Consider the following 26,855-nt stretch of genomic DNA (forward strand, 5'->3'; position numbering starts at 1 on the left):
CTATTAAAATCAGATTCAACAGAAATGCTGCTATCCATTATGGATGGCAGCTTTCGTCGTTTTATAGGGGTTTCGATTTTGATTCTTTTTCTCAATAAGAATTTGGAAGGAGCGAGTAGAATGAACTCAGAAGTAAAAACATTACAAGTACAAAAGTCTATTTCTCATCCCTCTTTATGGGATACATTAAAGAAACATCATGAACTTATATTTGCAATCGCATCTGGTATTTTCATTTTAGCTGGTTGGTTATTCACAAAGAACGATGCAATGAATGTAGGCATTACTTGCTATATCCTTGCTTATATAGTTGGTGGATATGCAAAAGCGAAAGAAGGTATTGAAGATACCATTGAAGAGAAAGAGCTAAATGTCGAAATGCTCATGCTCTTCGCTGCTATCGGTGCTGCAATCATTGGCTACTGGGCAGAAGGCGCGATTTTAATCTTTATCTTTGCACTGAGCGGTGCGATGGAGTCTTATACATTAAGTAAAAGTCAAAAAGAAATTTCAGCGCTTCTTGATTTACAACCTGAAGAAGCATTACGTATTTCAAATGGAACCGAAGAACGTGTTCCTGTTGGACGATTACAAATTAACGACATTATTTTAATTAAGCCAGGTGAGCGCGTTCCTGCTGACGGTACGATTCATAACGGTGAAACAAATATCGATGAAGCAGCAATTACTGGAGAACCCATTCCAAATGAAAAAAAATATGGCGATGAAGTATTTGCCGGTACTGTAAATTTACGCGGTGCTATCGAAGTTAAAATTACGAAGCCGAGCGATCAAACATTATTCCAAAAGATTATCCGTCTCGTCCAAAGTGCACAAAGTGAAAAATCACCATCACAACTATTCATCGAAAAGTTTGAAGGAACATACGTAAAAGGTGTACTACTCGTTGTTGCGCTTATGATGTTCGTCCCTCATTTCTTACTTGACTGGAGCTGGAATGAAACGTTTTATCGCGCTATGATCTTACTTGTAGTCGCATCTCCTTGTGCACTCGTTGCTGCCATTACACCAGCAACATTATCTGCAATTTCTAACGGAGCAAGAAATGGAATTCTCTTTAAAGGTGGCATACATTTAGAACGCCTCGCTTCAGTAAAAGCGATCGCTTTTGATAAAACAGGAACATTAACACAAGGAAAACCTACCGTAACAGATGTATATGTTCGAGAAAGTATGACAGAAAAAGAAGTACTTTCTATTACAGCATCAATTGAAAGTCACTCTACACACCCTTTAGCTGAATCTATTGTTAAATATGCGCAACATGCGTATGACATTGTATTAAAAAAACCAGAAAATGTTGAAGATGTAACTGGTTTTGGACTCAAAGGAATATTTGAAAACAAAGCTTATAAAATAGGTAAAGCTGACTTTATCGGTGAAGAAACAAAGACATTTCATAATGGTATTTCTGCCTCCCTTGAAAAAGAAGGTAAAACTGTCGTTTATATTAGTGATGAGAGAGGCATTCTTGGACTTATCGCTTTAAAAGATACACTTCGCCAAGAAACAATAGCTGCTATTCGCGAATTACAAAGCATCGGTGTCGAGGCAATTATGATTACTGGAGATAATGAAGAAACGGCAAAAGCTATTGCCTCTGAAAGTAATATAAAAGAATATTACGCATCATGCTTACCAGAAACAAAAGTTGAAACGATTAAAAAGCTAAAGGAAAAATACGGGACAGTAGCAATGGTCGGAGATGGTATAAATGATGCCCCTGCACTCGCTACTGCTAGCATTGGTGTAGCAATGGGAGAAGGAACAGACGTAGCTTTAGAAACTGCAGACGTTGTACTTATGAAAAACGAATTATCTCGACTTTCTCAAGCGATCCGCTTATCAAAACGAATGAATCGTATTGTAAAGCAAAACGTAATCTTTTCACTAGCTGTAATTGCAATGCTGATTTGTTCAAACTTCTTGCAATTTTTAGCTCTTCCATTCGGTGTTATTGGGCATGAAGGAAGTACAATTCTTGTCATTTTGAATGGCTTACGATTATTAAAAGGAAACAAATAAGAAACGGGTCCCTCATAGAGGACCCGTTTTTTTTAATGGTAGCTATTATGCCCGTTCGCACTCCCACTCGTTTTATGCTTTGGATGCGAACTACTCTTTTGTTTATTGTTATTTTTATTGTTGTGATTCTTTTTATTATTACTCATGAAATATCCCCCCTGTTCCCTATTATTATGGAACAAGAGCTCACTTTTCATTACGGGAATTATTGTCACCCGTCCTATAATGATGGAGTAAACCATTAATTTCACCGCCAAGTAAAATGACCCATCCAGTCAAATAAAACCATAACATTAAAATAATAATACCACCGAGACCACCATATGTATTGGCGTAATTCGCAAACTTATCTACATAATAAGCAAATGAGTACGATACCACAATCCATCCTACAGTAGCAAATGTTGCTCCTGAAATGACTTCTCTTCTTTTTAACTTTCGATCTGGTGCAAATGTATATAAAAAACTAAACAATGCAAATAGCACGAAAAAACTCGCTACTAATCGCGTAATACTCCACACGTAAGAAAAGCTATCCGATAACCCAATTGCTTTAAATACCGCTGCTCCAATGACTTGTCCAAACACTGGAACAATTAGCGCAAACACAATCATAAAAATAATCGCTAATGTAAACACAATGGATAAAGCTCTCGTTTTAATAAAGGAACGTGTTTCTGTTACATCATACGCACGATTAAAAGCATTCATAACCGCATTTACCCCGTTTGAAGCAAACCATAGCATTGATAATAAACCAAATGATAATAAACCACCATTTTGCTCATTTACAACTTTATCAACGTTTACTTCAATTAAAGACATTGCATCTTCGGGTACGTACGGTTCTAATAAGTTGAGCACACTTTCTGTTTGAAGGTCAATGAATCCAAGAAGCGTAATTAAGAAAACAAGCCCAGGAAAAATCGCAAGCAAGAAGAAATAAGCGAGCTGTGCTGCCAAGCCCGCTACATCATCGCGCATCGTCCGGTCATACAAATCTTTACCAAACGAATAAGTACGATTTCTTCTCACCTTTTCTAAAATTTTTCTCATATATGTTTAAACGCTTTTCTTCTCTTCTTTATCTTGCTTCAACTCAATGTACGCTTCAGTTTTTTTTCTTCTACATTTGAGTCTTTCATAAATAGTTCACGCGCTTCTTTCATACCGCCCTCTTCAGCAACTATTGGCTCTTCTTCTGCTTTCAACTCATCTACCTTTGAAGATACAGCTTGAATTTCAATCGTTTCTGGCTTCTCTGCTGGCTCAACCTTTTTCTTACTAAAAATTTCTTTCGTTTCTTTTAACGTCTCTACAACAGACGGCGTCAATTTTTTAATTTCTGCTACTTTCGCTTTTACTACATTGAAGTCAGCGAGTTCGCGTCCTTTATCTGTAACAGTTTGCACTTTTTCTTTTATCTTCGCATTTTCACCGATTTCAATCATCTTTGTTTTTGCTTTTTCCGCAGTATTTTTTACTTTTTCACGGTTTTCCTTCTTCAACATAGATACAGCCACACCTGCAGCTACACCAATCGCAATGTTTCGAGCAATATTATTTTTCTTTGCCATATTCCTTCACCCTTTCATTTCTTATGTTAGAAAGTATTTCTTTCTAAGCTTCCTCATATTCCTTGTTCATTTCGAATGAAAGCTAATAGCTTTGCACACCCTTCTGTTACAAGGTCATATACTTCTTGGAAATTCCCTGTATAGTAAGGGTCGGGAACGTCTGTCCAGCCACCGTCTGGAACAAAATCGGACAGTCTACCAATATAGCCTCCAGTTTTACCTAAACTTTTTAAATCTGCTATATTCTTGTTGTCCATGGCAATAATATAATCAAACTTTGTTAAGTCTTCTTTTTCTACTTGCCTTGCTTTAATTCCTTCAAAAGTGACTGCATTTTCTTTTAAAATTTTTTGTGTTCCTTTATGTGGCGGATGGCCAACATGCCAATCTCCAGTTCCTGCAGAATCAATGACAATTTTCTCCTCGAGTCCCTCTTTTACGACAAGATCTCGAAAAATTGCTTCTGCCATCGGTGAACGGCAAATGTTCCCAAGACAAACAAACAATACTTGAACCATATTTTTGTTCTTCCCTTCTTGGTGCATTTCTTTATATATACTTATAGTATAAACAACCAATTATTAATTATAAAGGAAATCCCTACTAATTTAATAGGATTGAAAAGATTCATTAACGAAAATGATAAAAAATGTTAAGATATCCTTATGTTATTTTAAAGGGGGACACTTCGGTGGATTTATCCGTAAAGTCAGAAGAAAACGTTGAATATATGGTCGAAGCTATTAAAGAAAAATTACGTATGGTTAATGCTGGAGCGATGAGAGCTGCTAGCTTTAATGAAGAAATGTACGAAGACTTACGTGACATTTATGAGCATGTTATGAAACGTGAAACATTCAGCATCAGTGAAATGCAAGCTATTACAGAAGAATTAGGTACATTAATTAAAAAGTAAAAAAAGCCTCGTTTATATGAGGCTTTTTTTATTTCCAACAAATTCATGACAACTCTTCTCTTTCCCTCAACCAACTGTAAAATACTGTACAATGGAAGTAGAACCTCACCTTAGATTTTTTCTCCATACATACTACTCACAAATAATAGCAACACTACCATTGCTAACTGTTTTTACTGGAGGTGCTTACTTATGAGCAATTGGTACAGTAAGACGAAAGATCAAACATTAATCGACTTAGAAACAAACGAACAACACGGTTTAACAGATGAAATCGTAAATGAACGTTTAAAGCAATACGGTTCTAATGAATTAGCTACAAAACAAAAACGCACGTTATGGCAGCGTATTTTCGCCCAAATTAATGACGTCCTCGTATATGTCCTTATTATTGCTGCCCTTATTTCTGCCTTTGTAGGTGAATGGGCTGATGCAAGTATTATCGCGCTCGTTGTAGTTTTAAACGCTGTTATCGGTGTCATCCAAGAATCGAAAGCAGAACAAGCTTTAGAGGCATTGAAAAAGATGGCGACACCTAAAGCTATCGTCAAGCGAGATGGTGAACTAAAAGAAATTCCATCTGAACAAGTCGTTCCAGGTGATATTGTCATGCTGGATGCAGGACGTTATATCCCATGTGATTTACGGCTTATCGAAACTGCAAATTTGAAAGTTGAAGAATCTGCTCTGACTGGTGAATCCGTCCCTGTTGATAAAGATGCAATTTACCACCCTTCTATGCAAAGCGATGAGCAAGTACCACTGGGCGATCAAAAAAATATGGCCTTTATGTCGACACTAGTAACATATGGGCGCGGAGTCGGTGTCGCTGTTGAAACGGGAATGAACTCACAAATTGGTAAGATTGCTACCCTTTTACATGAAGCCGACGATGATATGACACCACTTCAAAAGAGCTTAGCACAAGTCGGAAAGTATTTAGGCTTTGTCGCTGTATCTATTTGCGTCATTATGTTTATCATCGGTTTTTTACAAGGACGAGATACTTTAGAAATGTTTATGACTGCTATTAGTTTAGCCGTTGCAGCTATTCCAGAAGGCTTGCCGGCTATCGTTTCCATCGTTCTTGCAATTGGTGTGCAGCGAATGATTAAACAAAACGTTATCATTCGTAAACTACCAGCTGTCGAAGCTCTCGGTTCTGTCACAATTATTTGTTCAGATAAAACAGGTACGTTAACGCAAAATAAAATGACCGTTACTCACTTTTATAGTGATAACACATACAACCACTTAGAAAATTTAAATGCAAATAATGATGCGCAACGTCTATTGTTAGAAAATATGGTGCTATGCAACGATGCGTCTTACGGTTCCGATTCACAAACAGGGGACCCTACAGAAATCGCCCTTCTTGTTGCCGGAAACACTTTTAACATGCAAAAAGATCATTTAGAAAAGATACATGAACGCGTTAACGAGCTGCCTTTCGATTCAGATCGTAAAATGATGTCAACCGTTCATACATACGATGAAAGCTACTATAGCATGACAAAAGGTGCTATTGATAAACTCTTACCTCGATGTACCCACATATTTAAAAACGGTAAAATCGAGGTTCTAACAGATGCTGATAAAAATCAAATATTAGAAGCTGCCGGGGCAATGTCTCAAGAGGCTTTAAGAGTACTTTCATTTGCATTTAAACAATACAATTCAAACGATGTGGTTATAGATCATCTTGAAGAAAATCTCATCTTTATTGGTCTTGTCGGTATGATTGATCCACCGCGAACTGAAGTAAAAGATTCAATTACAGAATGTAAAAAAGCCGGTATTCGCACAGTTATGATTACTGGTGACCATAAAGATACCGCCTTTGCAATTGCCAAAGAACTTGGCATTGCTGAAGACATATCTGAAATTATGATTGGAACTGAATTAGATAACATTTCAGATACAGAGCTAGCAAGCAAAATTGATCACTTAAATGTATTCGCTAGGGTCTCTCCAGAGCATAAAGTAAAGATTGTAAAAGCATTACGTGCAAAAGGAAATATCGTTTCTATGACTGGTGATGGTGTCAATGATGCTCCATCTTTAAAGCAGGCTGATGTTGGCGTAGCGATGGGCATTACAGGAACAGACGTTGCAAAAGGGGCAGCGGATGTAGTGTTAACAGATGATAATTTCTCATCTATAGTGAAAGCTGTTGAGGAAGGTAGAAATATTTATCGTAACATAAAAAAATCAATTCTCTTTCTACTCTCTTGTAACTTTGGAGAAATTATCGCTTTATTTTTAGCTATTTTACTCGGTTGGGCAACACCACTACGACCTATTCACATTTTGTGGGTCAATTTGATTACAGATACACTGCCTGCATTATCACTTGGGGTTGACCCTGAAGATCCAGATGTGATGAAGGAAAAACCACGACATGCGAAAGAAAGCTTATTTAGTGGTAGCGTTCCTTTTCTTATTTTCAATGGAGTTGTCATTGGACTTTTAACGCTAACAGCCTTTATCATCGGGGCAAAATTCTATACCGGAGATACAAATTTATTTCCTCTTTTCCCAGAGAAAATTGATGAAGATGCTCTATTACACGCTCAAACAATGGCATTTGTCGTTCTTAGTTTTTCTCAGCTCGTTCATTCATTTAACTTGCGTTCAAGAACGAAATCCATTTTTTCAATTGGGATCTTTACAAATAAATATTTAGTCTTCTCCCTTCTTATCGGTGTTCTTATGCAAGTGTGTATTATCTCCATCCCACCTCTTGCAAATATATTCGGTGTACATGCATTAACGATGCGAGATTGGGGATTTGTTCTCTTCTTAAGTATCATTCCACTTGTTGTGAATGAGATCATTAAATTAGTAAAGAGAAACTAAAAGGCAATGAGGATTATTCCTCATTGCCTTTTCATTTATTTCACTATTTGTGGGAGATGTCCCCACTGATTAAAGTTTCACTTTATCCTTGTAATTCTTTTTTTATGTTCTCTGTTAACGTAGCCATACGCTTGCGGCTTTCTTCGCGCTCACGTTTATTTTGCTCTTCAATTTGTTGTGTTTCTTGCATACCTCTTGAAATAATGTTCCAAGTTTCCTCAAGTGTTTCCATCTTAATACTAGAAGAACCTGATAATCTCGCTACTTCCACACTTTGCGTTGCGATATTTTGTGCATTTTTCTTAAGTAATTCATTTGTGCGGCGATCAAGTTCAGCCATAGAATCTGCAACAAGCTTTTGACGTTTCGCATTTACCGCTTGAATAATACCATTTTTAAAGATAGGAATCGTTGTAATAAATGCTGTATTGATTTTACCAATTAATTTATTATTACCACGTTGAACCATACGAATTTGTGGTGCTGTAAGTAGCGCAACCATACGTGCTTTTTCTAAATCATCAATACGCTGCTCTAAAATTTCAACAGAGTTTTTCAGTGATTCTAATTCAATACCTGCTAATTGGTCATTGTTACGCACACGCTCTTCGTACATTGGAACCAAATCTGTATTTAAACGCTCTAATAACATTTCCCCTGCTACTACATACTTTTCTAAGTCTAAATAATATTTCAAATTTTGCTCATATAAACCATCTAACGTACCGATTGATTTTTTCATTTCATCTTGATACTTTGTAATTTCTACGTATACTTTATCCATTTCGCGACCCATTGTTTGGTACTTACTAAAGATCTGTTCAATCATTTTATCAGCTTTTTTGAACATACGTGAGAAGAAACCGCTTTTCTCTTCCGCAAAGTCTTTGCTATCGAATCTGTCCATAATTTTACCAAGCTGTTTTAATAATTCTCCAGAGTCTTCTATTTTTGATAAAGACATTGTATGTAAAATTTGATCAGCGAAACGTGAAATTTCCATAGATGGTTCTTTTCCAAGCTCGATTAATTCTAACTGATCTTTAATATCTACTGCATTATAAATACGTTGTACTTCTGCATCTTGTCTAAGTTGTAAACGAACATCTTGTGCCGTTTGCTCATTTAATTCTGTTTTCGAATCTAGTATGACTGGGTTATTCATATGGTATTCTCCCTTTCCTTATAAAAATGGACGAAATAGTCCTTTTATTGTTTGTGATAAATTTTTATAGGCTGATGAACCATGAAACTCAAGATCGAAATTAACTTCTTCAAGCCAATGGGAATCAAATGCTCCTGCTTCAATATACGGTTCGATATCGTTTCTTCCCGTTGGATTGAAATGGAATACATCTACTCCAATTTGATTTAAAAATAGTAATAAAACAGCATCTGAACGGCTTAATTCTCCGCTCTTCTCATTATTAAATATAACAATTTTCGGTACTTCTTGCGAGTAATCAAATTTCTCAAGTTGCTCTAAAATGTTCGGCGGTATTTGAGAAAGCTGTGCGAAAACATACAGTGCTACATCTTGTTTCGTCTCTTTCGCAATGGGTTTACACATTTCACTTTCGCACGTATGGATAATCGCCTCTGCAATACCATGTTGCAATCCTTCTGGCAAACGTTTATGTGGCCACCAATGACTGTTCATAATTAAATCAGGGTGTAATTTCCCCCCGCGGTCTAACGCATCTCGGTAATGATATTGGAAATTCGCTTTTTGTTCTTTCGTAAACGGAAATGTATTAATTAATAAACTGTTATCAAATGATGTAATAGCCTTTAATCGCTGAAAATATTCTTTATCATTTTTTGAGACACCTGATATTTTCGCAAATAAAGAAGGGATATAAATGTGTTTATTTTCAACAAAGAATGTTGGACGCACAAATGCCTTTTCTTTCGTAATTAAAAAGAGTTCATCATACGTTGTTTTGAGCGTACGAGCTACAGGCGTATAGGAACGAAATTGCCATGGCTTGTACAGCAGTGAGTTATCGTGGTGAAGTACTTGTTCAATTTCTTTTGAAGCCTGATACGCTACTGTCGCAACTCGCTCACGGCGGCGATCTGGAAATGGCTCAAGAGAAATGCGACCTGGATGAGACACAACAAAACTTCTTCCTTCCTCATCAACATTCTCAAATCCATCTTTTCCTTCTGGGTGATAATAAAGTACATCGCAACCGAGCATAATAAGAAAGTATAAGAAATATATACGGCTTTCCTGTGCATCACCGTACCAAATAATGCGCGGCATTTGTTTCTTATAATTAATCGTAGAGAACCACTTCGCTACGTAATTGTCACTTAACTTAATCATATCGATTAAGAAACGACGGAACCCTTCTGTTTTTAATGATTGGTTATGTTGTTTTTCATACAATTTTAATACAGAAATAAACGTCGTATGTATATAATGCTGTAAGTCAGGATTGTCTACTTGTGGTAATAGTTGTTTTCCAGACAGATGGGCGACAAGCCTATTTACTGTAAGGCCATTCGGTGCTTCTTGATGTAATGTAAAAACCTCTTGAATATGGCGCAGTTTTTCGGGATCAATCACCTTATTTAAATTTTGTTCATGCAAAACCACGATCCCTTTCACTTCGCTATAATCAAATAGCTCATTGAAATATTCATCTACATCATTAGGAACACCAAGAATACGAGTTGCTATATAACTAAACTTCATCTCATTCTCTGTCAGTTCATATTGTGGGCGTTTTTCTAAAAGCGCTTCAAATTGCTTTAAATCTGATTCGTCTTTTAATGCACATGGTTGAAGTGTAAAACGTGAAAACACAACAGTTCACCTCCAAAAACATTTACTTTTTTTATAAAGTCTCTCTTCTATTATAAACTATTTTTAGTTATAAAAAATGGGCGCTCGCATAACGAGCAAACCCATTTCAATTATTTATGATTATTTTTAGTAGCTGCAACTTCTTCTTTAGCTTGTCCAGAATTCTTCATGTAGTGAAGTATAAACGTTGCTCCAAATGCTACAACTAAAATGATAAAGAATAGCATATGACTTATTTCAATATGAATAACAGACAGTAACATTTTTGCTGCAATAATTAAGATTAAAATATATGCTGTCGTTTCAAGTTCTGGAATACGCTCTAACAATTTTAAGAATACACCAGCGATACCACGCATCATTAAAATACCGAGCATTCCACCTAATAATAGAATCCAAACTTCATTTGATACACCAAATGCAGCAAGTACGCTATCTACAGAAAACGCGATATCCATTAATTCAACCATCGCAACTGTTCCCCAGAAGACACCAAACATTCTGAAGAGAATACTGTTTTGGTTCATACCATGAGCTTCTTCTTCTTCTTCTGCATTACCTTTTCTTTTATCAATGAAGTATTTAACTGAAAGCCAAGCTAAGTAAAGTGCACCTAACACTTTTACCCAAGCTAATTTAATTAAGAACATTCCAATTCCAATCGCAATAAATCGGAATACATAAGCTCCAATAAGTCCATAGAATAATGCCTTTTTACGTTTTTCTTCCGGAAGGTGTTTTACCATTACTGCTAATACAAGTGCATTATCAGCAGATAACAAACCTTCAAGTACAACAAGTGTACCTATTAATCCCCAAGATACTGGATCTTGCAACACTTTAATCCACATGTCCAAATCGAAAAACTGAGCATACGTATCAAGGATCCCTTGCAAAATACTCATCTTACCTTTATCCCCTATTCTTTGCTAGATTTATAGAAAGGTCAAAAAAAGGAAACGAATATCGTTTCCCTTCTTATGCATCCAAGCCATACGCTCTTACAAGCGCACCTAAGCCACCTTGGAAACCGCTTCCTACTGCATTAAACTTCCACTGTCCATTATGACGGTATAATTCACAAAAGACAACTGCTGTTTCAATGGAGAAATCTTCCCCTAAATCAAAACGAAGAACTTCTTCACTAGTTTCTTCATTCGCTAAACGAACGAATGCGTTTCCAACTTGTCCAAAGTTTTGATTACGGCCTTCTCCATCATAAATTGTAACTGTAATAGCAATTTTGTGCACATCTGCCGGAACTTTCTTTAAGTCCACAACAAGTTGTTCATCATCGCCTTCACCTTCACCTGTCCGGTTATCCCCTGTATGCAGAACAGATCCACAAGGAGACTGTAAATTATTATAGAAAATAAAATCGGTTTCCTTCGTACATTTTCCGTTCGCATCTAATAGGAATGCTGATGCATCTAAATCGAAATCTGATCCACCGTCATAAGATTTAATATCCCATCCAAGACCAATTACTGCTTTTGTTAAGCCAGGGCTTGTCTTACCTAAATCAATCTTCTGTCCTTTTTGCAATTGAATAACCATTTATATTCACCTCTATATTTTATATCTTTAAAAATATATCCATCAGTAAACACCTGTTTCACCGATGGATATATAAAATCTATTACTCTACATCTAAACCGAAATTATTACATAGAGATGCTAATCCGCCCTGGAACCCACTTCCGATTGCATTGAACTTCCAGTCACCTGCATGACGGTATAATTCCCCTACTACAACAGCTGTTTCAATAGAGAAATCTTCTCCTAAATCGTAACGAATTAACTCTGCATTCTTTTCTTCATCTAAAATACGTACGAAAGAGTTAGAAACTTGTCCGAAGTTTTGGCTACGACCTTCTCCATCGTAAATTGTGATTGAGAAACAAATACGTTCGATATGTGCAGGTACATTTTTTAAATCTACTTTAATCGATTCGTCATCGCCTTCACCTTCACCAGTTCGGTTATCTCCTAAATGCTCGACAGCACCATTCGCACCTTTTGGATTATTATAGAAGACGAAATCCTCTGCACCTGAAACTTTACCGTTAGCACCTACTAAGAAAATACTAACATCTAAATCGAAATCGTTTTGTCCGTCATAACGATTCGTATCCCAACCAAGTCCTACAAGAACTTTTGAAAGACCTGGATTTGTTTTTGTTAAGTCTACCTTTTGTCCTTTTTTCAATGAAATTGATGCCATATTCAATTCCTCCTCGGTTTATTTTATTAATAACGTGATACAATCTCACTTAAGTTTTTATCTTGTGTGCCTTCTCCAACAGCTGAAAACTTCCATTCACTTCCGTGGCGATACATTTCACCTGCAATTAGAGTCGTTTTGCCAGCATAATTATCCGATAAATTATAGCGTGCTAATTCTTCACCAGTTTGCGGGGTTTGAATACGAATATATGCATTACGAATCATCCCGAAATCTTGACGACGATTTACACAGTCATAAATATTTACAACGAATACTAAACGATTAATACGGCTTGGAACTTTATGTAATTCTACGAAAATTGTTTCGTCGTCACCAGCGCCTTCACCTGTTAAATTATCTCCTGAATGAATAATACTACCACAAGTAGAAAGTTTGTTTCCGAAGTAAACTAAATCGTTTTTGTTTAAAAAGCGATCCCCTTCTAACATAACAACAGATGCATCACAATCTACATTTGGTTTACTTCCAAATAATGAAGACAGAAACCCACCTGATTGTCCAATTGGATCCCAGCCTAAGCCAACCTGTAGTTTTGCTACTTTTGGTTGTCCTTTCGTTAAATCGATCTTTTGACCTTTTTCTAAAATAATAGGCATGAAGTTTCTTCCTTTCTACAAAGCATTTTCCAAATCGGAAAATATTGTATTCTCCCCTTATATTGTAGCATTATTTACCTAGTGATAAAAAGGATAAATTCTCAGTTATATGAAAACATTCATATAACTTATTTATGCTAATGTAAGAAGTGGTAAATAGCACCAACCATTCCTGCGCAATTTCCGTTTTGTGCAAGTTCAATCTCACAATTATTATAAATTTCTTTATTTAAATATTTTTCTACCTCTCCTTTTACTTCTTTTAAGAACTGCTTTCCCCTATCAGTAATTCCTCCACCTATAACAATCATTTCTGGATTAAAAATATAAGCAAGGTTACTAATTCCAATCGCTAAATGTTTAAAGAAAACCTCAACTGCTTGCGTAACTTCTCTATCTCCTTTATCATACAGTTCGAAAATCGTTTTTCCATTCCAATCACTTTCACCTTTATATTTTCGCACAAGACAAATTAACCCTGAAATGGAAGCGACCTCTTCAAACGGCCTTCCTTCTATTAACATATTTCCCCATTCGCCAGCACTAAACGAATGCCCTCTATATAAATCTCCATCTATAAAAATTGCTCCTCCAATACCAGTTCCAAGAGTAAGCATAATAAAATTTCTTTTTCGGTTTCCAATACCTTTCCATTTCTCTCCCAAAGCTGCACAATTCACATCATTTTCAATGGACACAGGAACTTGTAATACCCTTTGCAATCTATCAATAATAGGAATAGTCGCGTAGTTCGGAATATGCTCCACCCCTCCCGTTACAACCCCTTTATGAATATTAACAATTCCCGCAGTACTAATACCAATTCCCGAAATCGTATGCTCATTCATTAGTTTTTTGGATAGAAGAATAAGTTTTTGAATGATTTGTTCCCCGCCCAAATGAATTTCTGTTGAAACTGTTTTATGCTTTAATACCGTCCCTGTTTCTGAAACAATCCCATATTTAATTTGCGTACCACCAATATCAAATGCAATATATTCTTTCATCTGCTGTCACTTCCTCTACTGTAATGAGTGTAAAATTCCCACCACTCTACTATTATAAAGAATTTACACTAACTCTTTTCTCTCTTCAGAAATACACCACCTTTTTCTATATATAGTTTTTTTTGCATAAAACTCTTTTTCCTATGAAATATTACAAAGGGATGTATTTTAGATGGAATATTAATTTTCAGGAGGAAATCAATGACAAAAATCTTCATTTTAGCATCAACTCTTTCTTTATCTTTTTTTAGTGGTTTAAATATCGGTAATGCAGCAACAGACAACTTCTCTCCAGTAACAAATGCGATTGTACAAAATAACGATCATTTAGCAGAAGGCAACTCAAAAGATAATAATAAACCACCAGGAAACAATGGTTCTCAGGACGATAGTGGTTCTGGCGGCAATGACTCGGGTGGCAACGGCTCGGGTGGCAATGGTTCTGGCGACAACGGCTCTGGCGGCAACGACTCTGGCGGCAGCGGTTCTGGCGGCAATGGTTCGGGTGGCAATGGTTCTGGCGACAACGGCTCTGGCGGCAACGACTCTGGCGGCAGCGGTTCTGGCGGCAATGGTTCGGGTGGCAATGGTTCTGGCGACAACGGTTCCGGTGGTAACGGTTCTGGTGGCAATGGTTCTGGCGGCAGCGGTTCTGGTGGTAACGGTTCTGGTGGTAACGGTTCTGGTGGCAACGGCTCTGGCGGTAACGGTTCTGATGGCGGTGGTTCTAGTGGCAACAGTTCCGGTGGTAACGGTTCTGGCGGCAACGGTTCTGGTGGCAATGGTTCTGGTGGCAGTGGTTCTGGTGGCAACGGCTCGGGTGGCAATGGTTCTGGTGGCAATGGCTCGGATGGCAATGGCTCGGGTGGCAGTGGTTCTAGCGGCAGTGGTTCTAGCGGCAGTGGTTCTGGCAGCAGTGGCTCTCAAGGTGGTAATGGCTCTCAAGGCGGCAACCGCGTTAAAGACGATAGCGGTTCTCAGGGTGGCAACGGCTCTCAAGGTGGCAATAGCTCTCAAGGCGGTAACCGCGTTAAAGACGATAGCGGTTCTCAGGGTGGCAATGGCTCTCAAGGCGGCAACCGCGTTAAAGACGATAGCGGTTCTCAGGGTGGCAATGGCTCTCAAGGCGGCAACCGCGTTAAAGACGATAGCGGTTCTCAGGGTGGCAACGGCTCTCAAGGTGGCAATGTAAAAGATAATGCGAAAGAACAAGGCGATAAGTTACCTAATACGGCAACACATTATCCTGCATCTATTTTAATGGGACTTTCAACATTCCTAATCGGTATGTTACTATTTATTCGCCGTAAAAACGCAAAATAAAAACACATCCTTCCATCTAAAACATACATGAAACAAATTGCAAAACTAAAAAGGACTTTGGATTGCATTTTATTATGCAGCCCAAAGTCCTTTTTATCATCTATCAAAAAAGCATTAATACGCTTTTCCCCAATACACCATTTGTTTAGCTTCTTTACCACAACAAATACATTCGTCAGCTAAATGCTCTTGCTCAAAAGGCATACAGCGAGAAGATACTCCAACTTCTTCTTTTAGTTTCTCTTCACAAGCCAATTCTCCGCACCACATTGCCTTAATAAATCCTTGCTTTTCATCAGCTACTTTTTTCATCTCTTCGAAATTCGTCACACTATACGTATTCTCATCGCGGAATACTTTTGCCTTATTAAATAAAGAATTATGAATTTCCTCTAGTAGTGCTGGAATACGCTCTTCTAATTGATCTATTGATATAAATTCTTTTTCTTTCGTATCTCTTCTTACAAGTACAACTTGATTCTTTTCAATATCTTTAGGACCAACTTCTAATCGAATTGGAATACCCTTCATTTCATACTCATTAAATTTCCAGCCTGGTGTTTTATTACTAGCATCTATTTTTACTCGTGCAACCTTTTGAATATGTTCTTGTAACTCTGTTGCTTTCGCTAAAACTCCTTCCTTATGCTGCGCAATTGGTACAATAACAACTTGCACTGGTGCAACTTTAGGAGGCATTACAAGACCATTATTATCGCTATGAACCATAATAAGTCCACCTATCATTCTTGTTGATACACCCCAAGATGTTTGGTGTACATATTGCCACTTACCGTTGCGATCTAAAAATTTAATATCAAATGCTTCAGAGAAATTCGTTCCAAAGTTATGGGATGTTCCTGTTTGAAGTGCTTTCCCATCATGCATTAAACTTTCGATCGTATAAGTTGCCTTTGCTCCTGCAAACTTTTCTTTTTCTGTTTTTTGCCCTTTAATTACTGGTATCGCTAAATAATCTTCACAGAAAGAAGCATATAGATTTAAAATATGTAACGTTTCAGCTTGCGATTCTTCTGCTGTTTCATGAATTGTATGGCCCTCTTGCCATAAGAATTCCGTTGTACGAAGGAATGGTCTCGTTGTTTTCTCCCAACGAACTACTGAACACCACTGATTATATAGCTTTGGCAAATCATTATAGGATTGCACAATTTTTGAAAAATGCTCGCAGAATAAAGTTTCAGATGTAGGGCGTACACAAAGTCTCTCCGCTAATTTTTCATCCCCGCCATGTGTCACCCATGCTACTTCAGGAGCAAATCCTTCTACATGATCCTTCTCTTTTTGCAATAAGCTCTCTGGGATAAACATTGGCATATATACATTTTCATGACCAGTTGCTTTTAACTTTTCATCCATAACTTTCTGCATATTTTCCCATAAGGCATAACCGTACGGACGTAGAATCATACATCCTTTTACACTTGAATAATCAACAAGTTCTGCTTTTTTTACAATATCTGTGTACCACTGTGCAAAATCCTCTTCCATCTTCGTAATCGCTTGTACTTGTTCTTTTGCCATAGTCAATCTTCCTCCTTTTGAAAATACAAAAAAGCCCGTGTCCCTAAATAGGGACCGAGCTTTGCCGGCGTTACCACCCTGATTCATGCACAAAAATTGTGCATGCTCTCTTTTTGATAACGGGAAATTCCCGCTGCATATGCAGAACGCAAAGGTAGGTTCCATATCGCCTTTTTAAGAATCTTTCAGCCTAGCGGATTCTCTCTCTGCTAAAAAGGTTGAACATGTACTAGTCCTTTTTCATCGTTATAACGAAATAAATTTGTTGATTATCATAATACAAATTCTTTTTTTAAACAATAGCTAATTTTCTCATTTTTATATATTCTTTTCATTTTCTGCAGTTTTATACGTAGCTTTTTCGCGAGATTTTTACCAGTTGATGTGCAATCATACCGATAAGTGTACCAAGTAGAACGAAGAAACCAATAAATCCATATCCCATTCCTTCCCATCCACCAATCACCATCATTGTAACGGGAAAGGATGCTAAGCAAAGAAGTATTAAACTAAGTGCAAATATAATATCGAACTGTTTGTTTGGAAACCGTTTCTTTAGTAAATACGAAATAGTAAATACAAGGATAATCGTAATTCCGCCAATGATGTAAAAGATACTAAATCCATCTAGCCAATCCATAGTATTCCCTCCTTCCATTCATTCCCTTATACTTAATTATATGTTTAATTTTTCTGAAAATAAATAATAAATTTTTACCTAGAAATATATTTTTATTACTAGGTATTAATAGTAATATATAAGAATAGGTTTTATATAATCAGGAGGGAACTTTATGGATAAAGCATTAACAAATCACGTCATTATTTTATCTTTCGATTGCTTATCAGCTTTAGATTTTCCTATATTACAAAAACTCCCTAATTTTCAAACATTAATAAACAAGGGCGCGATGGCGAGAAAAGTGGAACCTATTTATCCTTCTGTAACATATCCAAGTCACTCAACAATCGTTACTGGAAACTACCCTAATAAACATGGCGTAGTTAGCAATACGTTACTTCAACCTGGACGCGAGTCACCAGATTGGCATTGGTACCGAAAATCCATTAAAGGAACAACGTTATACGATGAAGCACATAAAGCAAATTTAACGACAGCTGCCCTTCTATGGCCTGTTACCGGCAGAGCAAATATTGATTACAATTTACCTGAAATTTTTCCAAATAGACCGTGGCAAAATCAAATCTTAGTTTCATTATTTAGCGGTAGCCCACTATATCAATTAGATTTGAATCAGCGTTTTGGTCATATAAGAAATGGCTTATCACAGCCTGAACTCGATGATTTCGTACTTGCATCTGCTGTGCATACAATCCAGACGAAGAAGCCTAATGTCATGTTTATACATTTCACCGATTTAGACACTCAAAGACACTATCACGGCTTTGAATCTAACGAAACAATAGCTGCTATCCATAGACATGATGAACGGCTAGGAAAAATTATTCAAGCTTTAAAAGACAGTGACCTATACGAAGAAAGTACAATTATCGCTCTCGGTGATCATAGCGCTTTAAGTGAAAACAAAGCCATTCAATTAAATGTACTATTTCATCAAAATGGGCTTATATCTATAAATTCAAAAGGAAAATTAGTAGACTGGAAGGTCTATTGCCAAAGTTGCGACGGCTCTGCCTATGTATATGTGAAAGACAAAAATGATACGGATACAATTCGAAAAGTACAACTACTACTTGAAGAGTTACTTCAAAATAAACAAAACGGTATTGAATTTATGCTTCATGATGAAGCTGCAAAAGACTGCGGTGCAGATGGTAATTGTTTATTTATGTTGGAAGCACAAGAAGGATATTATTTCACTGAAAACTATACAGGCGATTTTATAAAAGAAATTACTGAAAAAGATGTTACGCCCAGTAAAAAATATACATTTGGTACGCATGGATACTCTCCAACAAAACCTAACTATGAAACAATTTTTATCGCTGCTGGGAAAGGGATAAAAAGCGGCGTTACCATTCCGTACATGAGACTTATTGATGAAGGTCCAACTATCGCTAGACTACTCGGTTTACACTTAGGTGAAACAGACGGATCAATTGTAGAGGATTTACTTCAATTGTAAAGAACTGTGTATATATGTAAAAGTTATGTAAAAATCATCACTGTTTCTCTTTTTATAATTTTTATTTTTGTACACTGTTAGTAGAACAATTTAAGGGGGAACATTATATGAAAAAAATGTCCAGACAAGAAAAAAGCTGGATATTATACGATTGGGCGAACTCGGTATATTCGCTCGTCATTACAACTGCATTATTCCCAATTTACTTTAAAGCAGCTGCAAAAGAAGCCGGACTATCTGGTGCAACTTCAACGGCATATTGGGGATATGCAAACTCTTTCGCTACACTTTTAATTTCTATACTTGCTCCTATTCTCGGCACAGTTGCTGATTATAAAGGATTTAAAAAACGATTTTTCACATTCTTCTTTGGACTCGGTATCGTATTTACAAGTATGCTAGCAGTCGTCCCAACATCTCAGTGGTACTTATTACTAGGCTGCTATATGCTCGCATTAGTCGGTTTTGCGGGAGCAAACATTTTTTATGATGCATTTTTAGTAGATGTTACCTCTAAAGATAGAATGGACCGAATTTCTACAAGAGGCTTTGCATTAGGTTATATTGGAAGCACAATTCCTTTTATCGGTTGTATCGCTCTTATTATTCTTGCTCAAAAAGGAACTATCCCTTTATCAGTCGGCATTGCTAGTCAAATTTCGTTCGCAATAACAGCTCTTTGGTGGGGATTATTTACAATTCCAATGCTAAAAAATGTAGAGCAAACACATTATATTGAACGTCATCCAAGACCAATTGCAATGAGCTTCAAACGCCTTGCTAATACTTTTAAAAATATTAAAGAATATAAAACTGTATTTATGTTCCTAATCGCTTACTTCTTCTACATTGACGGGGTCGATACAATTATTACTATGTCTACCGCTTACGGAACAGATCTCGGTATTAGTGCAACGAATCTATTAATCATCTTATTTGCCACACAAATTGTAGCTTGTCCATTCGCCTTATTATACGGAAAGTTATCAGAAACATTTACAGGTAAAAAAATGCTATACGTCGGTATTATTATTTATATCATTATCTGCATATATGCTTATTTCTTAAAAACGACACTCGATTTCTGGATTTTAGCAATGTTAGTTGCCACTTCTCAAGGTGGTATTCAAGCACTTAGTCGGTCCTATTTTGCAAAACTAGTACCAAAAGAATCTGCAAATGAATTCTTCGGATTTTATAATATCTTTGGTAAATTCGCGGCAATTATGGGTCCAGTATTAGTCGGTGTTACAACGCAATTAACAGGAAAAACCAACGCTGGTGTCCTTAGTATTATTGTACTGTTCGTTATCGGTGGATTCTTACTAACTAGAGTTCCCGAAAATGATACGTCCGTTACACCACCTAGTCCAAAAACTAAAACGCTATAAGAAAAAGATCCTCTTCTCATGAGAAGAGGATCTTTTCTTTATTTTTAGCGATAACGTCTTACAATTAAAAATTCTACAGCCGGCTTTACAACTATCGCAGCGCATAACGCAAACAAAAGCGGTATGTTATGAAAATCAATCCATTTATTAAAACCTACCGATGCGAAAAACAAACCAAAAATTAATACAACAAGTACATAATACGTAACATTTGCACTTATTTTTAATACATGTTTTTCTACATCTTCTTTCTCCTCCGTTGTCCCTTCCACATTATGCGATGCCAAACTTTTAAACATATAATGTAATGCGATGCTACAAATAAATAGTGCATACCAGTTTACTTGAAGTTCAGTTAACCAATAATAAAGTGCAAACACTAACGTACTTATAGCTACTAATGCCGTAACTACAAGGCTTATTTTCTCTTTCCCCAACAACTACTCCCCCTACAACTTGTACAAAAATAGTTTATCAACAGTTGTTCCTAATACTTCAGCTAAACGGAATGCTAACGCTAAGCTTGGATCATATTTATTATTCTCAATTGCATTTATCGTCTGTCTAGAAACTTTACACTTATCAGCCAATGCACCTTGTGAAATATTGTTTTCAGTGCGTAATTCATAGATTTGATTTTTCACACCATTTCTCCTAACCTGTAAACTCGTTTTTACATCATCAGTATATAGTTGGGGCATGTCATTGTCAAAAGATTGCCACAAGAAAAGGGAGCAATCCTGCTCCCTTACAATGATTATTTCGAAGCTAACGAATTTGTTAGTTCCTCTTTATTAGCGACATCTTCTTTATTTATTTGCATGCGTAGAACTGGCCCTATCGCAAATAAAATAAGTGCCATTGCTATACAAAATACAGTAACTAGTGAGGTCATCTCCTTCAATCCTCCAGCTAGTGAAGTTCCGATTAACATTGCCCCCATAAACAGTGGTAAAATTGTTCCATTTACTCTTCCAATCATATTTTCTGGTACAAGTTGAATCATAAGCGTACCGACAACGATATTAACACAAGCTAAACAAATACCTGTTCCAAACCTCATGAAACTAGTAATCCAAAATGATGTAGATAGCCCTTCTACTAAAAATGAAATTGCTAATATGCTCATACCGAATACAAACATCTTTTTCGGGTTCACTTTTGAAGCGAAAACTGCAGCAACAATACCACCGATTAACATACCTATCCCATCAGCTGCGGCTAAATATTGAACTGCTTCCTTTTCCATTCCAAGACGCTCTATTACAAGAAACACTTCTAATGGATTCGTTAATCCAACAGTTAAGCCCATAACGGTGAAAGTGATCGTAATCATACGTAAATTTTTCGTATGAAGAACGTATTTCCATCCTTCTTTTATATCATTTTTTAATGAATCTCTCGCCACTTGCTCTTGTTCCACCCATTTTGGTAAAAACGAAAGAGCAATAGCAGATAACAAAAATAAAATGATTAAGCTATATAGTGACGTAAATAAACCAAGTTGTGTATACACAAGTGATCCTACCACTGGTCCAAAAATCATAAATAATGACTGTAATGTTTGGTTAAATGCAATCGCATTTGCTACCTGCTCTTCTTTTACGTAGCGCTTAAATATACGCGAAGATGATGGCTGAGAAAATTGGCCTACGATCGCGGAAATGAGTGTTGCAAAAAATATAGCCTGCCAATAATCCAGCTTTAACAACAAGACAATTCCTACAATAGACAGTACACTTAATACATCTCCAGCAACCATCGTTCTTTTCGGATTCCAGCGATCAGCTAGCGCCCCACCGATAAACGAGAAAATAAAAATAGGTGCATATTCCATAACCGATAACAACGAAACTGAAACTGGATCATTATTCGTTCGCTCCATTATGAAATACAAAAGAGCCATATTTCTGATCCAAATTGCAAATTGTTGTAAAATATCAGATGCCATAACGAGCATAAATGCTCGGTTTTTAAATAAAGCGTTCATTTTCATTCCCCTTTCATAAACCGACCGTTCGGTCTAATTTGTTTTGTAAGAAAAGCAACTGACTTATTATTCAGCTGCCATTCCTTTTAACAATACATCTATCGCCTTTTTATAAATACGTTGCAGCTCTTTATAATCTAACTCGTAGTAAAGTACTCCAAGCCCTGATAATAATCCATTCACAATATACATAAGGTCACGCGTACTATCTTCACGAAACTCTCCAGACTGTATACCTGCTTCAATTAGTTTCTCAAACATAACATATGATTCTCTAGTTAAAGCCAATAGTTCATCCAAAATCTCTTTACTTACAACTTGGCTCATAGAGAATTCCTCTATTGCATTTGAAATGGGTTGCTGTATGTCCTCGACATGATATTCCGCGAGACCATATAGTTTTTCAGTATTTGTACTATACAACTTCTCTTTTTCATTCCATTTTTCAAGCCAATCATACGTATGCTGTTTCACTACAAATAAAAATAATTCTTCTTTACTTTTAAAGTGATAATAAATGCTTCCTTTACTTCGCTTTGTAATTTCACAAATCTCTTCCATAGATGTAGCTGCATAACCCTTCTGTGAAAACAGACTTTCTGCTTTATATGCAATTTCTTTCTTTATCTCTTCTGCACTTCTTCTCATATTTACACCTCTTTAAACCGACCGTTCAGTCTAATAATAACAAATTAAAAACCTCTATTACAAGAGGCTATATTCCTTATTTAAGAAAACGTACTTTCAAACCACGTTCGAATCATATGTATTATTCCAATTTTAAATCCTAATTTAACAAGAAATACGCCTCCCGCAGCTAATAAAAATAACACTACTTTCCCCTTATTTTTCACTTTCGGTTCCCTTTTCATTTCTATTCCCCTTAGTACGTTAAAAATATTAATCAAACGTTTGTTTAACTGTTTTTATGCATATGTAAGCCAACTAATCAAACGTTTGTTTAAAAAGAAATACGCCTATATAAGGCGCATTTTCATCAATCACCGCCACCTCCGCCACCATCGCAGCTACCTCCGCTATCTCCACCGAAAGATCCTCCACAATCATGTGAACCTCCATGCGAGCTATCATTATCAGATCCAGCAAAGAAAAATAATGGTGACGAACTGTTAGATGAATTATGAATGTTATTTTGTTTCGTAAGATTTACCTTCTTTTTGTTTGATCGAACTGCCGTTACGATCGTTCCAACTACAACAAATAATAGTATGACAATAATAAATTCCATATAAAAGCCTCCCTTAATCTTCGAATAATTGAATGGTTCTCTCTAAATTTTCAAGTGAAATGAAGCGCGATTCACGAAGGATCTCTTTTCCATTATAAAATAATAAAACTGTTGGCCCTGTAAACACTGCATAACGCCCCGCAATCTCTTGCATGTCTTGTAATAATATTTCCACTTTCTCTACGTAATCATAATGCTCTAATACACCATTTACTTTTCTTAGCATAACATCACAAACACCACAATTTTCCGTTTTAATAAAGAGCAGTACTAATTGTTGTTCTTCAATATGTGTCGCTAATTCTTCTATCGTTTCAAATGTATTCATCTTATCCCTCTTAGCGTAATTTACGAAATACTTTATCCTGATACATACGAAAAGCTGAACTCTCTTTAATCTTTCTCTTTTCCATTACCTGCTGAAAACGCAGCGTTTTTGCCGTTAACTCTTCTTGTAATTTTTTTCTCTCTGCTTCATCATAACAGCACGCAATTAAGTCTTCTATTTTTAATATATCTTTTTGTAGTTCCATTTCTGGTGGAATCATACCCGCATTTTTTAAGATTTTATAACTCATTCTAAGTTCTGGAGGTACCATTGAAAGTTCTTCTAATTGTAGTGGTTTTCCTTTTCCCGGAATATGATCAAGGTCTCCATTCCGTATTGCTTGTCGAATTTTTTCTTCAGCAATGTTCAAAAAGACATCCACACCATTCGCTCCTTTACATATTTTTACTATTATTTTACATGATATTTTCTCATCTTGCTACGCTATTACAAATTGACTTCATACAATTTTTTCTCAAATTTAATTACAAGAAGCCTTTTCCTCCCTAATCAATATTTTATTTCCATGTGTAGTCTGTATTAGAGCCATTTCATATTGAGAAAATCTTTTTGAATCAAATAAAGCGTTTACACTAAATCTTACATTTGCTACGATTTAATCACCCCCAGCTCCCTTGTATAGACTTCGTGATGTCTTATCATTTTTATCCCGCTTTAATGGGCAGTAAGACCCCCACTGATTAAAGTTTCACTTTATCTAGACGTTTCATACGTCTAGATTCACTTTGGTTTATTGGCGCATGCCTTTAAATATATCTTTTATTTTGAAAGGAGAAATGACTATGAGCTCTAAAAAATTCACACTGCTATTACTATCCCTACTACTCTTCTTACCTCTTTTTCTCACAAACTTTATTACTCCAAATGTTGCATTAGCAGATTCACCAAAGCAAGGTCAAAAAATTGTTGGGTATTTTCCTTCATGGGGCATTTACGGACGTAATTATCAAGTTGCAGACATTGATGCATCAAAGCTAACTCATTTAAACTATGCTTTCGCTGATATTTGCTGGAATGGAAAACATGGAAACCCTTCTACTCACCCCGATAATCCAAATAAACAAACGTGGAACTGTAAAGAGTCTGGAGTACCACTGCAAAATAAAGAGGTTCCTAATGGCACTCTCGTACTCGGTGAACCCTGGGCTGATGTCACAAAATCTTATCCGGGATCAGGTACAACTTGGGAAGATTGTGATAAATACGCCCGTTGTGGAAATTTCGGAGAACTGAAACAATTAAAAGCTAAGTATCCTCACTTAAAAACAATAATTTCAGTTGGTGGCTGGACTTGGTCTAACCGCTTTTCTGATATGGCCGCTGATGAAAAAACAAGAAAAGTATTCGCTGAATCTACAGTAGCTTTTCTTCGTGAATATGGATTTGACGGCGTTGATTTAGATTGGGAATATCCGGGCGTTGAAACGATTCCTGGTGGTAGTTATCGTCCTGAAGATAAGCAAAACTTCACCCTACTCCTTCAAGATGTTCGAAATGCATTAACGAAAGCTACTGCAGAAGATGGGAAACAATATTTACTAACAATCGCATCAGGTGCAAGCCAACGTTATGCGGATCATACAGAGCTAAAGAAGATCTCTCAAATACTTGATTGGATTAATATTATGACATATGATTTCCACGGTGGATGGGAAGCTACTTCTAACCATAATGCAGCACTATACAAAGATCCAAATGACCCAGCAGCGGATACAAAATTTTATGTAGATGGTGCGATAGACATTTATACAAATGAAGGGGTTCCAGCGGATAAACTCGTATTAGGTGTACCTTTTTACGGACGTGGATGGAAAAGTTGCGGAAAAGAAAATAATGGGCAATACCAACCTTGTAAACCAGGTAGTGACGGAAAGCTCGCTTCTAAAGGTACTTGGGATGATTATTCTACCGGTGACACAGGTGTCTACGATTATGGTGATTTAGCAGCTAATTATGTTAATAAAAATGGTTTTGTTCGCCACTGGAACGATGTAGCGAAAGTACCTTATTTATATAATGCGACTACAGGCACGTTTATTAGCTATGATGACAACGAATCTATGAAATATAAAACAGACTATATAAAGACAAAGGGTCTAAGTGGCGCAATGTTTTGGGAACTAAGCGGGGATTGCCGTACAAGTCCAAAATATAGTTGCAGTGGACCAAAATTGCTTGATACGTTAGTAAAAGAATTACTTGGTGGACCTATTACTCAAAAAGATACTGAGCCCCCAACAAACGTAAAAAATATTGCTGTTACAAATAAAAATTCAAACTCCGTTCAATTAAACTGGACTGCATCTACTGATAACGTAGGAGTTACGGAATATGAAATTACTGCCGGAGAAGAGAAATGGAGTACAACAACAAATAGCATTACAATCAAAAACTTAAAATCTAATACCGAATACACATTTTCAATAATAGCAAAAGATGCTGCCGGGAATAAATCACAGCCTACTTCTATCATTGTAAAAACAGATGATACTGATACAACACCCCCTGGTGGAAATGGTAATGCTACCTTTTCAGTCACTTCAAATTGGGGAAGTGGTTACAACTTCTCGATTGTAATTAAAAATAGTGGAACGACCCCTATTAAAAACTGGAAATTAGAATTTGATTATAACGGCAATTTAACACAAGTTTGGGATTCTAAAATTAGTAGTAAAATAAATAATCATTACGTAATTACGAATGCAGGATGGAATGGTGAAATTCCTCCTGGTGGATCCGTTACAATCGGAGGGGCAGGAACAGGCACTCCCGCCGAACTTGTAAATGCATCCATTAGCGAAAACTAAGCGTAACCTCCATTAATTATTTCACTAAA

General features: G+C 36.6%; 26 protein-coding genes, 1 pseudogene and 1 other annotated feature. Of the genes and pseudogenes, 7 read left to right on the forward strand and 20 right to left on the reverse strand.

All coding sequences use genetic code 11. From position 1 onward, the window contains the following. Positions 1 to 120 precede the first annotated feature (120 nt). Positions 121 to 2,046 carry a heavy metal translocating P-type ATPase gene (locus ACSG5Z_RS25805; protein WP_098147767.1) on the forward strand — a complete coding sequence of 642 codons (1,926 nt, stop codon included), beginning with the start codon at positions 121 to 123 and terminating at the stop codon, positions 2,044 to 2,046. A gap of 186 nt (positions 2,047 to 2,232) precedes the next feature. On the opposite strand, the gene ACSG5Z_RS25810 is transcribed toward ACSG5Z_RS25805, so the two are convergent. The 3 genes and pseudogenes from ACSG5Z_RS25810 to ACSG5Z_RS25820 form a co-directional block, all read right to left on the reverse strand. Then, complete coding sequence (locus ACSG5Z_RS25810) at positions 2,233 to 3,102, reverse strand: YihY/virulence factor BrkB family protein (protein WP_001226530.1); 870 nt, start codon at positions 3,100 to 3,102, stop codon at positions 2,233 to 2,235. Positions 3,103 to 3,108: 6 nt separating this feature from the next. Beyond that, positions 3,109 to 3,623, reverse strand: a pseudogene (locus tag ACSG5Z_RS25815) (DUF4075 domain-containing protein). Positions 3,624 to 3,676: 53 nt separating this feature from the next. Further along, positions 3,677 to 4,141 (reverse strand): low molecular weight protein-tyrosine-phosphatase, encoded by a 465-nt coding sequence (locus ACSG5Z_RS25820; protein ID WP_000250910.1) that lies wholly within the window; start codon positions 4,139 to 4,141, stop codon positions 3,677 to 3,679. 173 nt (positions 4,142 to 4,314) lie between these two features. Here ACSG5Z_RS25820 and ACSG5Z_RS25825 point away from each other — a divergent pair, with 173 nt between their 5' ends. Next, on the forward strand, positions 4,315 to 4,539 hold the full coding sequence (locus ACSG5Z_RS25825) for a DUF1128 domain-containing protein (RefSeq protein ID WP_000366197.1): 225 nt from the start codon (positions 4,315 to 4,317) through the stop codon (positions 4,537 to 4,539). A 192-nt stretch (positions 4,540 to 4,731) separates the two neighbouring features. After that, positions 4,732 to 7,398 carry a cation-translocating P-type ATPase gene (locus ACSG5Z_RS25830; RefSeq protein WP_435712498.1) on the forward strand — a complete coding sequence of 889 codons (2,667 nt, stop codon included), beginning with the start codon at positions 4,732 to 4,734 and terminating at the stop codon, positions 7,396 to 7,398. A gap of 82 nt (positions 7,399 to 7,480) precedes the next feature. Here ACSG5Z_RS25830 and ACSG5Z_RS25835 read toward each other — a convergent pair whose 3' ends face one another. The 7 genes from ACSG5Z_RS25835 to ACSG5Z_RS25865 all read right to left on the reverse strand — a co-directional run bounded on the left by ACSG5Z_RS25835 (position 7,481) and on the right by ACSG5Z_RS25865 (position 14,064). After that, entirely contained in the window at positions 7,481 to 8,563 is a 1,083-nt protein-coding gene (locus tag ACSG5Z_RS25835) for a toxic anion resistance protein (RefSeq protein WP_435712499.1), read from the reverse strand. A gap of 18 nt (positions 8,564 to 8,581) precedes the next feature. Next, entirely contained in the window at positions 8,582 to 10,213 is a 1,632-nt protein-coding gene (locus ACSG5Z_RS25840) for a YceG family protein (protein ID WP_000492830.1), read from the reverse strand. Positions 10,214 to 10,323: 110 nt separating this feature from the next. Beyond that, positions 10,324 to 11,118: a TerC family protein gene (locus ACSG5Z_RS25845; RefSeq protein WP_098122937.1), complete on the reverse strand. Its 795-nt coding sequence runs from the start codon at positions 11,116 to 11,118 to the stop codon at positions 10,324 to 10,326. A 73-nt stretch (positions 11,119 to 11,191) separates the two neighbouring features. Continuing rightward, positions 11,192 to 11,770, reverse strand: a complete 579-nt coding sequence (locus ACSG5Z_RS25850) for a TerD family protein (RefSeq protein ID WP_000236650.1) — start codon at positions 11,768 to 11,770, stop codon at positions 11,192 to 11,194. Positions 11,771 to 11,852: 82 nt separating this feature from the next. Next, positions 11,853 to 12,437, reverse strand: coding sequence for a TerD family protein (locus ACSG5Z_RS25855; protein WP_000146727.1), 585 nt, complete (start codon positions 12,435 to 12,437; stop codon positions 11,853 to 11,855). Positions 12,438 to 12,463: 26 nt separating this feature from the next. Then, entirely contained in the window at positions 12,464 to 13,057 is a 594-nt protein-coding gene (locus tag ACSG5Z_RS25860) for a TerD family protein (RefSeq protein ID WP_087982318.1), read from the reverse strand. Between the two features lie 137 nt (positions 13,058 to 13,194). Beyond that, on the reverse strand, positions 13,195 to 14,064 hold the full coding sequence (locus tag ACSG5Z_RS25865) for an ROK family protein (RefSeq protein WP_088609560.1): 870 nt from the start codon (positions 14,062 to 14,064) through the stop codon (positions 13,195 to 13,197). A 201-nt stretch (positions 14,065 to 14,265) separates the two neighbouring features. Between ACSG5Z_RS25865 and ACSG5Z_RS25870 the strand changes: the two genes are divergently transcribed. Continuing rightward, entirely contained in the window at positions 14,266 to 15,387 is a 1,122-nt protein-coding gene (locus tag ACSG5Z_RS25870) for an LPXTG cell wall anchor domain-containing protein (protein ID WP_435712500.1), read from the forward strand. Positions 15,388 to 15,501: 114 nt separating this feature from the next. Here ACSG5Z_RS25870 and proS read toward each other — a convergent pair whose 3' ends face one another. Beyond that, on the reverse strand, positions 15,502 to 16,932 hold the full coding sequence (gene proS, locus ACSG5Z_RS25875; RefSeq protein ID WP_088061622.1) for a proline--tRNA ligase: 1,431 nt from the start codon (positions 16,930 to 16,932) through the stop codon (positions 15,502 to 15,504). A 46-nt stretch (positions 16,933 to 16,978) separates the two neighbouring features. After that, positions 16,979 to 17,185: a binding site (T-box leader), on the reverse strand. Positions 17,186 to 17,278: 93 nt separating this feature from the next. Next, the gene (locus ACSG5Z_RS25880; RefSeq protein ID WP_060486918.1) at positions 17,279 to 17,572 is read right to left on the reverse strand and encodes a YesK-like family protein; all 294 of its coding nucleotides are present in this window, start codon (positions 17,570 to 17,572) and stop codon (positions 17,279 to 17,281) included. Positions 17,573 to 17,726: 154 nt separating this feature from the next. Here ACSG5Z_RS25880 and ACSG5Z_RS25885 point away from each other — a divergent pair, with 154 nt between their 5' ends. Both ACSG5Z_RS25885 and ACSG5Z_RS25890 read left to right on the forward strand, forming a co-directional pair. After that, positions 17,727 to 19,040, forward strand: a complete 1,314-nt coding sequence (locus ACSG5Z_RS25885; RefSeq protein WP_087982310.1) for an alkaline phosphatase family protein — start codon at positions 17,727 to 17,729, stop codon at positions 19,038 to 19,040. A gap of 107 nt (positions 19,041 to 19,147) precedes the next feature. After that, positions 19,148 to 20,431, forward strand: coding sequence for an MFS transporter (locus ACSG5Z_RS25890; protein ID WP_087982308.1), 1,284 nt, complete (start codon positions 19,148 to 19,150; stop codon positions 20,429 to 20,431). A 44-nt stretch (positions 20,432 to 20,475) separates the two neighbouring features. On the opposite strand, the gene ACSG5Z_RS25895 is transcribed toward ACSG5Z_RS25890, so the two are convergent. From ACSG5Z_RS25895 to ACSG5Z_RS25930, 8 genes are all read right to left on the reverse strand, one after another. Beyond that, a complete protein-coding gene (locus ACSG5Z_RS25895; protein ID WP_000514014.1) occupies positions 20,476 to 20,868 on the reverse strand; it encodes a hypothetical protein in 393 nt (130 codons plus the stop codon). Between the two features lie 12 nt (positions 20,869 to 20,880). Continuing rightward, positions 20,881 to 21,132: a helix-turn-helix transcriptional regulator gene (locus ACSG5Z_RS25900; protein ID WP_074651450.1), complete on the reverse strand. Its 252-nt coding sequence runs from the start codon at positions 21,130 to 21,132 to the stop codon at positions 20,881 to 20,883. A gap of 56 nt (positions 21,133 to 21,188) precedes the next feature. After that, on the reverse strand, positions 21,189 to 22,421 hold the full coding sequence (locus ACSG5Z_RS25905) for an MFS transporter (protein ID WP_435712501.1): 1,233 nt from the start codon (positions 22,419 to 22,421) through the stop codon (positions 21,189 to 21,191). Positions 22,422 to 22,487: 66 nt separating this feature from the next. Further along, complete coding sequence (locus ACSG5Z_RS25910; RefSeq protein ID WP_048541915.1) at positions 22,488 to 23,069, reverse strand: TetR/AcrR family transcriptional regulator; 582 nt, start codon at positions 23,067 to 23,069, stop codon at positions 22,488 to 22,490. Between the two features lie 80 nt (positions 23,070 to 23,149). Continuing rightward, on the reverse strand, positions 23,150 to 23,293 hold the full coding sequence (locus tag ACSG5Z_RS25915; RefSeq protein WP_000817984.1) for a hypothetical protein: 144 nt from the start codon (positions 23,291 to 23,293) through the stop codon (positions 23,150 to 23,152). Positions 23,294 to 23,418: 125 nt separating this feature from the next. Beyond that, the gene (locus ACSG5Z_RS25920) at positions 23,419 to 23,670 is read right to left on the reverse strand and encodes a hypothetical protein (protein ID WP_060486913.1); all 252 of its coding nucleotides are present in this window, start codon (positions 23,668 to 23,670) and stop codon (positions 23,419 to 23,421) included. Positions 23,671 to 23,683: 13 nt separating this feature from the next. After that, complete coding sequence (locus tag ACSG5Z_RS25925; protein WP_435712502.1) at positions 23,684 to 23,998, reverse strand: thioredoxin family protein; 315 nt, start codon at positions 23,996 to 23,998, stop codon at positions 23,684 to 23,686. A 10-nt stretch (positions 23,999 to 24,008) separates the two neighbouring features. Continuing rightward, positions 24,009 to 24,380, reverse strand: a complete 372-nt coding sequence (locus ACSG5Z_RS25930) for a DnaJ family domain-containing protein (protein WP_435712503.1) — start codon at positions 24,378 to 24,380, stop codon at positions 24,009 to 24,011. A 421-nt stretch (positions 24,381 to 24,801) separates the two neighbouring features. Between ACSG5Z_RS25930 and ACSG5Z_RS25935 the strand changes: the two genes are divergently transcribed. Beyond that, a complete protein-coding gene (locus tag ACSG5Z_RS25935; RefSeq protein ID WP_435712504.1) occupies positions 24,802 to 26,826 on the forward strand; it encodes a glycosyl hydrolase family 18 protein in 2,025 nt (674 codons plus the stop codon). The last annotated feature ends 29 nt before the right edge of the window (positions 26,827 to 26,855 follow it).

The organism is Bacillus pretiosus (assembly GCF_051294775.1).
Lineage (GTDB): Bacteria > Bacillota > Bacilli > Bacillales > Bacillaceae_G > Bacillus_A > Bacillus_A wiedmannii.